The following is an 11,776-nucleotide window of genomic DNA, read 5'->3' on the forward strand; positions in this document are numbered from 1 at the left end:
ACGCAACCGGAGCGTCGGCATCAAGGGCGGACCATGACGAAAACCATCGAATACATTCTCGATCTCGCAGCGCCCAATGGCTATCTCGCCTGGTATCCGCTGAAGGATATTGCCGCGCGGACCGGGGCTGAACTGATGGTGACGCCCGTGTTCCTGGGCGGGATGCACAAGCTGACCGGAAATTCGCCGCCGATGATGCGCGATGCCGATGTGAAGGGGAAAGTTCCCTATGCCGCGCTGGAATTCCAGCGCTTCCTCGACCGGCATGCGATGACCCGCTTTCGCATGCATCCCGCGCTGCCATTCAACTCGATCCTGCTCCAGCGCATCTTGGTCGCCGCCGAGGACCAGGCACAGATGCAGGCGCTGGTCGACCTCTTCCAGCCGGCGGTGTGGGAAAGGAACATCGATTGCGGCGATGCAGAGGCGGTGCGCGCCGTGCTGGAGGAGGGGGGCTTCGACGCCGAGCGGCTGCTCGCCTCGACGCAGGATCCGGACGTGAAGTCGCAGCTTGCGAAGAATACCGAGCACGCGGTGGAGCGGGGCGCATTCGGAATACCGACCGTCTTCGTCGGCGAAGAGATGTGGTTCGGCAAGGAGCGGCTCGAACAGATCGAGCGCTATCTCGCGGGCGGCAGGCCCTGAGCGGCAGGCTGCGCCTTAAGAGAGTGCCAGCAGCGTCGTGCTCGCCATGATGACGGGGGCGACCCAGAAGGCGCCGTTCCCGCTCTGGTCGCGAACCAGCCGCTGGATGAATGCATAGACCATCGAACCTGTCCCGTTCCGTCCCGTTACGAAAATCCCTGTGCCGTAAGGTAATGCTAAGGATATTAGCGCGGTCTATCGCGACAGGGTAAACCGATTTTAACCATTTCAGGGCCCGCTCAACGGAGGATAACTGCCCCGCGCGGCCGAACAGGCCCTTGCACCCGTGCGCAGGACCATTACCTTGGGAAGCGTGATCAAGGAGCTTTTCCAGCATGCCGCCACGACCGACGGGATCACCGTCCGGGTCGCGGTGAATTTCCTCCCCGAACAGTCGCAGCCCGATGCGGGCAAGTGGTTCTGGGTCTATCACATCCGCATCGAGAACGGCTCGCACGAGCGCGTGCAGCTGATGACCCGCCACTGGCGCATCACCGATGGGCGCGGCATGGTCGCGCATGTCGATGGCGAGGGCGTGGTCGGCGAACAGCCGGTGCTGATGCCGGGGCAGAGCCACGATTACGTCAGCGGATGCCCGCTCGAAACGCCGCATGGTTCGATGGAAGGCTTCTACACCTTCCACGCCGAAGACGGCTCGCCGCTGGAAGTAAGGATCCCGTTCTTCCCGCTCGCCGCGCCTGCCACGGCGGACTGATCGCGCCGGCAGGCGCCGGGTCCTCAGCCAACCGAAATTTTCGCTTCCAGCCCGAGCCAGTCGGCCAGCATGGACAGTTCGCTTTCGACCGGCCCTGCGGCCAGCGCCGCCCGTTCCGGATCGAGCTGCAAGACCAGCGCCCCGTTCTCGCGCAGCAGGCGGCTGTGCGACAGGCTCTCGCGCGTGCCCGCGCCCAGACGCTGGGCCAGCCGCAAGCCAAGGCCCCAGGTCATGCCTTCGCGCAGATCGTCGTCGCTGGCGAGGACGCGCAGGCGGTCGGGCAACTCGGTCCGCCTCAGCGAGCCGACGAGTGCCGCGCACATCATCGCGCGGCCCCGCGGGCTGAGGTCGATCCAGCGCTTGTCGAGCGACCATTCGACCGCATGGTTGAGCCGCAGATTGGGCTCCACCCGGCGCAGCGCGGCGGCAAGCTGCGCGGCGGCGATCCGCTTGCGTTCGTCCCCCGGCTTCGAATTTTCGACCAGATCAGCGGTCCACGCCGAAACCAGCGTCGCATCGGTTACATGGCTGTCGCGCACCGCGGCGAAGGCGGCCACCCCGGCGAGCAGCGGATCGCGCGCCTGCTGGGCTGCGTCGAGCCGCGAATAGAGCAGCCCCTCGCGGATGCCCCAGCTCGAAAACACCAGCGATTCCGGCTCGAACTCCGCCAGCAGTGGGCGCAGCAGCGCGGCAGCATTGGGCAGATATTCGGCGCGCATGCTGGAGATGCCGCTGATATTCGACAGCTTGTCCGGCTTTGCATCGACCAGTTCGGCCGCCATCCGATCCGCATCCTCGACCGACAGCATGAAACCGTGCGGATCGTCGAGCGGATAGTCGAGCTCGCGCATCGCATAGGCCGCCAGCGCGCGCCATGTCCCGCCGATCATGTAGAGCGGCCCCGGATGGCTTGCCGCCCAGTCGATGTCTTCGAGTGCCTCATGCACGCGTTGGTCGAATCCGCCCTGCGCTCGCAGCGCCGGCAGCCGCAGCGTGCCGAAGGGCAGCGACTTGCCGTGGTGGCACGCGTTGGAATGGATCGAGACCAGTTCGAGGCTGCCGCCGCCGAGGTCGGCCACAACGCCATGCGCGCCCGGAAAGGCGCCGAGCGCCCCATTGGCCGATATCCGCGCTTCCTCCTCACCCGACAGGAGCCGCGGTTCGAGGCCGAGCTCGGCAACCTTGTCGAGGAATTCCTGCCCGTTCTCCGCATCGCGCGCGGCGGCGGTCGCCACCGCCTGCACGTCCTCGATGCCCAGGTCGCGGATGATCAGCGCATAGCGGGCCAGCGCCGCCAGCGCCTCGTCCTCGGCCTCCTGCGGTATGCGTCCGGTTTCCGACAGGTCGCGGCCGAGCCGCGCGGCAACCTTCTCGTTCCAGACCGTTTCGGGCGCGCGTTTGCTGCCTTCGTAGATCACCAGCCGCACGGTGTTGGAGCCGATGTCGATCACCGCACGCGGCGGTTTCAGCAGGCGGGCGGCCTGCGCGTGGCGCGACCTCACGCCGTCTCGCCCTTGAGCGTCAGGCGCGGCACTTCCTGCGACTTGAGCGCCGAGCCGCGCCCGGACAGCGAGGGGTTGTCCATGAAATACTGGTGGCAATTGAAGCCGCTGCGGCCGTCCGTGCCATCCACCCGCATGCGCTCGTACTGGCCATCGGGTCCCAGCCGCCAGCTGCGCTCGGTATCGAGAATATTGGCAAGCATCACCTGATCGACCAGCTGGTCGTGCACGGTCTTGTTGGTGACCGGCACCAGGACTTCCACCCGGTGTTCGAGATTGCGGCTCATCGCATCGGCGCTGGTGATCCAGACATCCGCCTTCTTGCTCGGCAGGTCGGCCCCGTTGGCGAACACCCACATGCGCGAATGCTCGAGGAAGCGGCCGATGATCGACTTCACGCTGATATTGTCGGACAGGCCCGGCACGCCCGCCCGCAGGGAGCAGATGCCGCGCACCACCAGCACGATCTCCACCCCGGCCGCGCTCGCCTCGTAGAGCTTGTCGATCACGCCCTGATTGGTGATCGAATTCATCTTGGCCCAGATGCCTGCAGGCTTGTTCTTCTTCGCATTGGCGATCTCGCGATCGATCAGCTGGTAGAGCTTGTCCTGCAAGCCGATGGGCGAGATCGCCAGCTTTTCCAGATCGGTCGGTTCGATATAGCCGGTGACGAAATTGAACATTTTCGCGGCGTCGCGGCCCAGGGCCGGATCGGCGGTGAAATAGCTGAAATCGGTGTAGATCTTGGCGTTGACCGGGTGGTAGTTTCCGGTGCCGAAGTGACAATAGGTGGCATAGCCATCCTCGTCGCGACGCACCACCAGACTGACCTTGGCGTGGGTCTTCCATTCGGTGAAGCCATAGATCACCTGCACGCCGGCGCGTTCCAGTTCGGTTGCCCATTGCAGGTTGCGTTCCTCGTCGAAGCGCGCCTTCAGCTCCACCACGGCGGTCACTGCCTTGCCGTTTTCGGCCGCCTCGATCAGCGCCGCGATCACGGGAGACTGGTCGCCCGCGCGATAGAGCGTCTGCTTGATCGACACGACCGCCGGATCGCGCGCCGCCTGGCGCAGGAAATCGACCACGACCTCGAACGTCTCGTAGGGGTGGTGGATGACGATATCCTTCTCGCGGATCGCGGAAAAGCAATCGCCGTCATGCGCCAGGATGCGTTCGGGATAGCGCGGGCTGAAGGGGTCGAATTTCAGATCGGGCCGCGGTTCGCTGCACACGGCGGAAAGGTCGGCCAGGCCCAGCATGCCGCTGGTCTTGACGGTCATCGCCTCATCGACCTCGAACTGCTCGCGCAGCAGCGCTTCGGCCACCTCGTCGCATTCGTCGTCCAGTTCCAGCAGCACGACATTCCCGCGGCGGCGGCGCTGGATCGCAGTGCGGAAATAGCGCACGAGATCCTCGGCTTCTTCCTCCACCTCGATGTCGCTGTCGCGCAGCACGCGGAACAGCCCGTCGCCGAGGATCTTGAAGCCCGGGAACAGCAGATTGGCAAATTGCACCACCAGCTGTTCGATGGAAACATACACCGCCTTTTCCCCCGGCACCCGGACGAAGCGCGGGGCGGCGGGGGGGATCAGGACCATTTCCATCAGGTCGGCCTTGCGCTTGCCGCGCTTCAGCCGGAAGATCACGCCGGCACCGAAATTGGCCACGAAGGGGAAGGGGTGGCTCGGGTCGATCGCCTGGGGGGTGATCAGCGGCAGGATGTCGTTTTCGAAATAGTCCTGCAGCCAGGCCTTCTGCTTCTTGTCGAGATCCTCGATTGTGGCGATCCAGATACCTTCGATGGCGAGCAGGCGCCGGAGATCGTCGAGCACGCGTTGCTGCCGCACGACCAGCGCGCCCATCTGTTCGCGGATCGCCTCGAGCTGCTGGCGCGGATCGCGGCCGTCAATACCGAGCGTTTCCAGACCGCGGCTGGCCTGCCCTTCGAGACCCGCGACGCGGATCATCACGAATTCGTCGAGATTGCTGGCGCTGATCGACAGGAAGCGCAGCCGCTCCAATAGGGGAAATGCCTCGTTCTCAGCCTCGGCCAGCACGCGGCGGTTGAAGCTGAGCCAGGACAGCTCGCGATTGACGTAACGCGTTTCCGGCGTGTCGAACCGCGGCGGCTTCTCGGGGGCCGAAACAGAGGTCGTATCGTCGTTCATCGCGAGCGGGGTGTTGGCCATGGCACGTGTCTGGCGCATGTTGCAGGGGCGTGACAAGGGTTTGCGCATGCATGGCGGTGTCGGGGCTAGGCGATCGCATGGCTTGTGCCGCAACGCAGCATTGCCTAAGTCGCCTGTCCGATGAAGCGCACGCACCTGCCCCTGAACGCCTTGCGCGTTTACGATGCCGCCGCCCGGCACCTCTCGTTCACCCGCGCCGCGGACGAGCTGGCTGTGACGCCCGCCGCCGTGGGCCAGCAGATTCGCGCGCTGGAAGATCACCTCGGCACCGTGCTGTTCCGCCGTACCAGCAAGGGGCTGGAACTGACGCAGGAAGGCGCGGCCGGGCTCGATGCCCTGCGCGAAGGCTTCCTCAAGTTCGAGGAAAGTGTGTCCGCCATGCAGGCCGGGCAGGCGAACGACAGCTATACCATCGCCGTGCCGCGCGAATTCTACGCGCAATGGCTGGCGCCGCGGCTGGCAAAGTATGTCGCGGAGAATCCCGACATCAGCTTCACCTTCGTGCCCGACGAGAATGCCGATTTCACCGAGGTGAACCTCGACTTCGCGATCCGGCTGGTCGACGGGCCGGGCGACCTGCAGGGTGTCGAACTGGCCGCCGCGCGCCGCGTGACGGTGGCTGCCCCCGGCGCGCCCGATCGCTGGATCGACTGGGGCCTGCCGCTGCAGGACGGCCAGCCGGCGCATGTCACCGTCAGCAATGCCGGGCAGGCGCTGTCCTCCGCGATGGCGGGGCTGGGCCGGGCGATCCTGCCCGAACTGCTCGCCAAGGATGCGATCGAGGCGGGGCGGCTGGAGCTGCTCGACGGGCCGGAGCCGGGCACGCGCGCCTACTGGCTGGTCGCCCCGACGCCGCAGTGGCGGACGAAGAAGGTCAAGGCGCTGGTCGCCTTCCTGACGTCCTAGTCTTTCGCAGCCGCATCCTCGGCTGCGTCCTCGCTAGACGTGCAGCAAGCTGCACCCGCTGCGGGCGCGTGGTCACGCTTGCCTCGGCTGGTGCCTCGGTTATCACCGCGCACCATGACCGATTCCACCATGCACACCGAGCGCTTCACTCTGCGCCCTTTGCGCGCAGGCGACGAGCAGGCGCTGTTCCCGACGATGTCCGACGAGGCGCAGTGCCTCTATCTCTCGCGTCCCGCATTCACTTCGCCGGAGGAGCTGTGGGGCTGGCTCGCCGCGCCGGACTGGCCGGGGCGCACCTGGATCGCGGAGGATGGCGAGGGCCGGGTGGCTGGCCGCTTCGTCGCCGTACCCGCCCATGAGGACGGCGTGCTCGAGATCGGCTACATCACCTGCAGGGAGCGGCAGGGCGAGGGCGTGGCGCGCGAATGCACGGCCGCCTTGATCGAGCACCTCTTCGCCAGGGGCATCCGCAAGCTCATCGCCGAGGTCGATGTCGAGAACGCCCCCTCCATCCGCCTGCTCGAACGGCTCGGCTTCACTCGCGAGGCGCTGTTCCGCGAGCACGAGACCACCCACAAGGGTCTGTGCGACGTCGCGGTCTACGGCCTGCTCGCCTCCGATTCCAGACCGTCGAAGTAAGCGAAAACGTCGGCAAGGCCCGGCGGGTCGGTCTCCCCGCGCAGCTTGGCCAGCGCCGGGGCGACCTCCAGCCGGTACTCCGCCTCCGGCCCGCGCTGGCCCACGCGTTCGGCCCCCAGCTTGCGGATGAAGCCGCGTGCCGCCTCGTTTTCCGCCAGCACATGCGCGCTGAACGCATCCACCGCCTCGTCGCGCGCATCCAGCAGCAGCGTCGCCGTCAGCAACCGCCCGAGCCCGCGCCCGTGGTACTCGTCCAGCACGCCGACCGAGAACTCCATCACCCGCTCCCCCGCATCGGGCCGCATCGCATGGACCACCGCCACCGCCGGCTCGCGCGCGTCGGTCAGGTCGATCGCCCCCCAAGCGAGGTGCAGCGTGCCGTCGGCATCCAGCAGCCGGTCGATCACCCAGTCGGGCGGGGTCGTGGCGCCGGAAAAGAAGCGCAGGTAGCGCGAGCGCGGGCTCATCCGCGCGATCCCTTCACGCAGCCGCGCCTCGTCGGCGGGTGTCACCGTGCGGATGCAGATGCGCCGCCCGTCCTCCATCCGCGTCTGGATGGAGGCATCGCCGCACGCGCCGGTCCAGCGCCGTTCGCTGCTCTGGCCGCTGTCCTGCCTCTCCGTCATCGCGCATTCCCTGCAAACCGCTTGCCGTGCGAGCAGGCAGGGTAGGGCCTTTCCCGCAGCCGCGCCAGAGCGGCCACGGTTGGCGGCGAGGCCGTCAGACCAGCCCTTCCTCCGCCAGCACTTCGTCGCGGATGTTTTCGTAGAGCGGGTGGCCGGCGACGATGCGCCGCATGTCCTCGCGATACTGGCCGCGATAGGCGAGGATGAAGCACAATAGCGAATTGGCCCGCGGGTTGGAGAACCCCTCGGCCAGCGCCCGTTCCGTCGCGCAGTCCTCCAGCCGCCACACGCCGTATTCCACCGCCTCGTCCCACGCCGCCGCAAACCCTTCCGCCCCGGGCAGCTTCCGCAGCTTGTAGAGCGCCTCCATGCTCTTCCCGATCGAGCGGGCGGCCTGCACGACGATCCCGGTCGCCGCCAGCGTGGCGACGAAGCGCCGCTGGAGATTGGGCGTGATCGAATTGCGGCGCGGCTGCTTATGGAGATAGGGGGTGAAGGCGAGGAGCGGATCGTCCTCCTCCGGCAGGTCGGAGGTATAGGCGACGGCGGAGGTCGCCTGACGCGCAATGGCGCGGGTGGGGGTGGGGCGGTCTGACAAAAGCGGAACCTCTCTATCTGGCGAAATCACCGAGCCGCAGGCGAGGCAAGGGCGGCCGCCCGCCGCGGCTTATGCCGCGAAGCCAAGGAGCGCGGATGCGCTCCGCCCGGCGTTTGAGGGACGAAAACAAAAAACTGCGGAGTAGGAAAATGGTTTCTAGCTCGCGAAATCCGGTTCGTGGGCGCCATGCAGCGTCTGGCTGGTGGTGCGGAGGTTAGATCGACTTTGGACACATCTCCGAATTTTCTGGAAGGATAACTGAGTAGAAGCGCTTGGCGTCGGACCAGTTGGCTCTATAACAAATGAGACCAGCTTTATTCAATTTTGTTCAGGCTCTTCGAGGGGCTCATGCTTTTAGAAAATTTCTCTATTCGGCGCGTCACGTTGCATGAGGTTTACCGGAGAGCGGATGATGGTTCTATTCAAGAGCCTCTTCGTGGCACGCGGCAGCTTGACCTTGAGGGTGATGCCCGCCGCGCTTTTCAGAGCCGCATCATTGGCGCTTTCCGCAGCGATGCTAAATGTATGGAGATGGAGGTCCTAGAGCCATTCGGTGGTTCAGCAGCAGAAAAGGGCCTCGCGCTTTTAGAAACCGATAACGCTGCTTTCGTGCGAAACAGCTTTGAGTTCGCCGAGCTTTTAGCTCAAGCTCAAACGTCTAGATCATATCCGGGTGGCATAGTCGCGTGTTTCGACGGTCTGGTGGGACACCCTGCACGGCGATATTTCGCTGTAATGAAAGCGGAATTGCAAGAAGCTTTTCTTCGCGAAGACGACCTGCAAGCGACGTTTGTAGATAACCTTTTCCTGAGCCCAAAGGCGAAACTCTACAAAATCGCGATCTTTGTCGAAACCGACGAAGGTGCCCAGCGCTTGGATGAGCGCTTCACACCTTATGTATTTGATAGCAATTTGTCGGCCCGAAACCGAGACGGAGCGGCTACATATTTTCATTCCAGCTTCCTCGGCCTCGGGATGCCGGAAAACGCGGCATTTTTAGTGCGAAGGTTTTTCGAAAGTTCGAAGGATTTTATTGCCTCTGCGGGCCTTCCCCCTGAGGAACGTGTAGACCTCTTCAACTCCTTGTATTCGTATCTAAAAGTTGAGCGTACGCCTACGATCCAGGTCGGCGAATTTGCCGAACGGTTCTTGGCGGGCGACGTGGAGCAGCAATATCGCGATTTTATGCGTGATCGAGGTGTTACTACGAGAGCTATGCCAAGAGACCTATCGGAGGTGGAAGGACAGCTACGTATGCGAAGGGTTCGGTTCCCCCGAAAGATTCAGCTATCGGGGCCACCAGAGGCTGTAGCTGACCTTGTAACCATAGAGGACATCGAGGGTGAAAACGGTAGGCAGTGGACTCGTATTATCGTGCGTGGCCGCGTGGAAGGGCAAGAATGACCCGCGACCAAGAATTTTTGCAGCGTTGGGATCGTGAGAAGGTCGGTTATGAAGCGTTTGGACAGTTCGTTGCGCAAGAAGTTCGCACTAAGCTTCGTCCGCTTACCTCACCTATTGATGTCGATTATTTCTTGCGAACGGCCACTCGCCCACGTTTGAAGGATGCTGATGGTCTAGTTGCGAAGGCATTCTATCGCGGCAAGAATTATCCAAACCCCTACGACGACATCACGGACAAGGTGGGAGTGCGGTTCGTGGTACTTTTGGGCAGCGATATAAAGGTTGCCGAAGAAGCGCTCATGAGTGTTGATGGGCTTGAATTCTCAAAAGATCGCGATTACGAAGAGGAACAAAATAGGAATCCCATCTCTTTTGACTACGCTGCTGTCCACTACGTGGTGAGGTGCAAAAGCGATCTGGATTTTGGCGGCGTTGGAATTTCCGCCGGCACCCCTTGCGAAGTCCAGATTAAGACGTTGCTTCAGCATGCCTATAGCGAACTGACGCACGATACGATTTATAAACCTCAGATTCAGGCGACGTCGGAGATGAAACGTGACGCTGCCAAAGCAATGGCTTTGTTGGAGGCAACCAACGACTATTTCGAGAAAGTGTCAGGTCGTGTGGCAAACATCATCGGCTCACTCAGCGAGGTGACAACGACACTTTCCGAAATCTATAGGAAGGAGGTCGGCTTTGCCGCTGAACCAACTATACTCGAGGGGCTTATTTTGGACGGCTACGACACGGTAGCCGAAGGCGAATACGCATTGGAAGTCGAAAAACTTATCGCCGAAAAGCCCTTCTTGGTTGATAGGGTAAAAGAGCGCGTCAGCGAGGGGAACCCAATTTTCAAACAGCCGTCAATCTGGCTAGTCTATCTCGATATCGTGAAGCGTGGTCAACGAGCTCTCGAAAACTGGCGTCTTACGGATAGAGAAATTGAGCCGCTGTTGAATGACTTGGGCGAAAGCGCGACTTGACCCCACCCCCCATTCCCCCTAAGTGCGCGGCCATCCGGTGTTGGATTCGTCCACCGTCGGTCAGATAGAGCTGAACATTGCCGGTCATGTCCCGGGGCCTGGTGCGTCATGCACTCGGGCTCTTTTCTATTGCGGCGGGGGTATCCCTCCCGCCGGTGGGCAGCCGTCAAAGTAACCCGGTGGCCGTGGGGCCGGTGGGTGGAGTGTTTCAGGCTCGTGCTGGTAGGCGATGTGTCGCGCTGCGCGCGGCGTTTTGTCCAGCTGGACCCCGGATCAAGTCCGGGGTGACGGCAAAGCGCGAGGCCCCGAACAATCCATCTGCAACCCCTAGTCGCCACTTTCATGGGTGAGCGAACCTTCCTCACCCGTTCGTGCTGAGCTTGTCGGTTGCGAAGCCGACCGTAGGTCAACCACCGTACTTTCTTCTGGCGCAGTGCCGGAAAAGAAGAACGGCCCTTCGACAGGCTCAGGGCAAACGGGACAGAGATCGGAGCGCAATCCCGCAAACGGTGAAGAGAAGAGAATCTATGCCGACGATCAACCAGCTGGTCCGCAAGGGCCGCGTTCCGCAGAAGGCCAAGTCCAAGGTCCCTGCGATGGAGCAGAACCCGCAGAAGCGCGGCGTTTGCACCCGCGTCTATACGACGACCCCGAAGAAGCCGAACTCGGCTCTGCGTAAAGTTGCCAAGGTCCGCCTGACCAACCAGCGCGAAGTCATCTCCTACATCCCGGGCGAAGGCCACAACCTGCAGGAACACAGCGTCGTGCTGATCCGCGGCGGCCGTGTGCGCGACCTTCCCGGCGTGCGCTACCACGTCCTTCGCGGCGTGCTCGACACGCAGGGTGTGAAGGACCGCAAGCAGAGCCGTTCGAAGTACGGCGCGAAGCGTCCGAAGTAAGTTTGGCGCGGTTGGTCCGGCTCCGGACCGTTCGCCCGCCCGGCTACCTCGTGAGGTAGTCTCTGGGTGGCCGGGCGGGGGAGCGGGCCGGAGCCGCAGGGCGCTCACGGAGGTGAGCGACCACTCCGAAGGAGTTAAGAGTTATGTCACGTCGTCGTCGTCCCGAGAAGCGGGAGATCCTGCCTGATCCGAAGTTTGGTGATCAGGTCCTGTCGAAGTTCATGAACAACCTCATGCTCGACGGTAAAAAGGCCGTTGCCGAGAAGATCGTTTATGGCGCTCTCGACACGGTCGAAGCCAAGGCCAAGGCCAATCCGGTCGAGCTGTTCCATGCAGCGCTCGACAACATCAAGCCGCAGGTCGAAGTGCGCAGCCGCCGTGTCGGCGGTGCGACCTACCAGGTGCCGGTCGAGGTGCGCCCCGAGCGTGCCCAGGCGCTGGCGATCCGCTGGCTGATCACGGCTGCGCGCGGCCGTCCGGAGACCACCATGGCCGCACGCCTGTCGGGCGAGTTGATGGATGCGTCGAACAACCGCGGCAACGCCGTCAAGAAGCGCGAAGACACGCACCGCATGGCGGACGCGAACCGCGCCTTCAGCCACTACCGCTGGTAAGGCGGGGCATGTTTGGGACCGGGGGCGTGCTCCCGGTCTCGAAACTGTCGCACTAA

12 protein-coding genes are annotated in these 11,776 nt (G+C 63.4%); 8 read left to right on the forward strand and 4 right to left on the reverse strand.

All coding sequences use genetic code 11. The features are described from left to right. Nucleotides 1–33: 33 nt before the first annotated feature. Complete coding sequence (locus tag P8Q88_RS03100) at nucleotides 34–645, forward strand: 2-hydroxychromene-2-carboxylate isomerase (protein WP_278322359.1); 612 nt, start codon at nucleotides 34–36, stop codon at nucleotides 643–645. Between the two features lie 316 nt (nucleotides 646–961). Beyond that, on the forward strand, nucleotides 962–1,360 hold the full coding sequence (apaG, locus tag P8Q88_RS03105; RefSeq protein WP_278322763.1) for a Co2+/Mg2+ efflux facilitator ApaG/CorD: 399 nt from the start codon (nucleotides 962–964) through the stop codon (nucleotides 1,358–1,360). Nucleotides 1,361–1,383: 23 nt separating this feature from the next. Here the strand turns inward: apaG and P8Q88_RS03110 are convergent, their stop codons facing one another. Both P8Q88_RS03110 and P8Q88_RS03115 read right to left on the reverse strand, forming a co-directional pair. Further along, nucleotides 1,384–2,862 (reverse strand): Ppx/GppA phosphatase family protein, encoded by a 1,479-nt coding sequence (locus P8Q88_RS03110; RefSeq protein WP_278322360.1) that lies wholly within the window; start codon nucleotides 2,860–2,862, stop codon nucleotides 1,384–1,386. Further along, a complete protein-coding gene (locus P8Q88_RS03115; RefSeq protein ID WP_446532533.1) occupies nucleotides 2,859–5,030 on the reverse strand; it encodes an RNA degradosome polyphosphate kinase in 2,172 nt (723 codons plus the stop codon). The genes P8Q88_RS03110 and P8Q88_RS03115 overlap by 4 nt, the downstream gene beginning before the upstream one ends. Nucleotides 5,031–5,171: 141 nt before the next feature. On the opposite strand from P8Q88_RS03115, the gene P8Q88_RS03120 reads away from it, so the two are divergent. Together P8Q88_RS03120 and P8Q88_RS03125 are read left to right on the forward strand one after the other, a co-directional pair. Then, nucleotides 5,172–5,957, forward strand: a complete 786-nt coding sequence (locus P8Q88_RS03120) for a LysR family transcriptional regulator (protein ID WP_278322362.1) — start codon at nucleotides 5,172–5,174, stop codon at nucleotides 5,955–5,957. 114 nt (nucleotides 5,958–6,071) lie between these two features. Beyond that, on the forward strand, nucleotides 6,072–6,596 hold the full coding sequence (locus P8Q88_RS03125; RefSeq protein WP_278322363.1) for a GNAT family N-acetyltransferase: 525 nt from the start codon (nucleotides 6,072–6,074) through the stop codon (nucleotides 6,594–6,596). Here P8Q88_RS03125 and P8Q88_RS03130 read toward each other — a convergent pair. Together P8Q88_RS03130 and P8Q88_RS03135 are read right to left on the reverse strand one after the other, a co-directional pair. Then, complete coding sequence (locus P8Q88_RS03130; protein ID WP_278322364.1) at nucleotides 6,557–7,222, reverse strand: GNAT family N-acetyltransferase; 666 nt, start codon at nucleotides 7,220–7,222, stop codon at nucleotides 6,557–6,559. The two genes, P8Q88_RS03125 and P8Q88_RS03130, sit on opposite strands and share 40 nt — an antisense overlap. Nucleotides 7,223–7,316: 94 nt before the next feature. Beyond that, nucleotides 7,317–7,820 carry a hypothetical protein gene (locus P8Q88_RS03135; RefSeq protein ID WP_278322365.1) on the reverse strand — a complete coding sequence of 168 codons (504 nt, stop codon included), beginning with the start codon at nucleotides 7,818–7,820 and terminating at the stop codon, nucleotides 7,317–7,319. Between the two features lie 348 nt (nucleotides 7,821–8,168). Here P8Q88_RS03135 and P8Q88_RS03140 point away from each other — a divergent pair, with 348 nt between their 5' ends. From P8Q88_RS03140 to rpsG, 4 genes are all read left to right on the forward strand, one after another. Beyond that, complete coding sequence (locus P8Q88_RS03140) at nucleotides 8,169–9,224, forward strand: nucleoid-associated protein (RefSeq protein WP_278322366.1); 1,056 nt, start codon at nucleotides 8,169–8,171, stop codon at nucleotides 9,222–9,224. Then, entirely contained in the window at nucleotides 9,221–10,207 is a 987-nt protein-coding gene (locus P8Q88_RS03145) for a GTP pyrophosphokinase (protein ID WP_278322367.1), read from the forward strand. Before P8Q88_RS03140 ends, P8Q88_RS03145 begins: the two co-directional genes overlap by 4 nt. 527 nt (nucleotides 10,208–10,734) lie before the next feature. Further along, nucleotides 10,735–11,106: a 30S ribosomal protein S12 gene (gene rpsL, locus P8Q88_RS03150; protein ID WP_006831873.1), complete on the forward strand. Its 372-nt coding sequence runs from the start codon at nucleotides 10,735–10,737 to the stop codon at nucleotides 11,104–11,106. Between the two features lie 143 nt (nucleotides 11,107–11,249). Beyond that, nucleotides 11,250–11,720: a 30S ribosomal protein S7 gene (rpsG, locus tag P8Q88_RS03155; RefSeq protein ID WP_278322368.1), complete on the forward strand. Its 471-nt coding sequence runs from the start codon at nucleotides 11,250–11,252 to the stop codon at nucleotides 11,718–11,720. The last annotated feature ends 56 nt before the right edge of the window (nucleotides 11,721–11,776 follow it).

This window comes from Qipengyuania marincola (assembly GCF_029688625.1).
Taxonomy (GTDB): domain Bacteria; phylum Pseudomonadota; class Alphaproteobacteria; order Sphingomonadales; family Sphingomonadaceae; genus Qipengyuania.

Coding starts and splice junctions, on each gene's coding strand:
- P8Q88_RS03100 (WP_278322359.1), top strand. CDS start 34: ATGACGAAAACCATCGAATACATTCTCGATCTCGCAGCGCCCAATGGC.
- P8Q88_RS03115 (WP_446532533.1), bottom strand. CDS start 5,030: ATGAACGACGATACGACCTCTGTTTCGGCCCCCGAGAAGCCGCCGCGG.
- P8Q88_RS03120 (WP_278322362.1), top strand. CDS start 5,172: ATGAAGCGCACGCACCTGCCCCTGAACGCCTTGCGCGTTTACGATGCC.
- P8Q88_RS03125 (WP_278322363.1), top strand. CDS start 6,072: ATGACCGATTCCACCATGCACACCGAGCGCTTCACTCTGCGCCCTTTG.
- P8Q88_RS03130 (WP_278322364.1), bottom strand. CDS start 7,222: ATGACGGAGAGGCAGGACAGCGGCCAGAGCAGCGAACGGCGCTGGACC.
- P8Q88_RS03140 (WP_278322366.1), top strand. CDS start 8,169: ATGCTTTTAGAAAATTTCTCTATTCGGCGCGTCACGTTGCATGAGGTT.
- P8Q88_RS03145 (WP_278322367.1), top strand. CDS start 9,221: ATGACCCGCGACCAAGAATTTTTGCAGCGTTGGGATCGTGAGAAGGTC.
- rpsL (WP_006831873.1), top strand. CDS start 10,735: ATGCCGACGATCAACCAGCTGGTCCGCAAGGGCCGCGTTCCGCAGAAG.
- rpsG (WP_278322368.1), top strand. CDS start 11,250: ATGTCACGTCGTCGTCGTCCCGAGAAGCGGGAGATCCTGCCTGATCCG.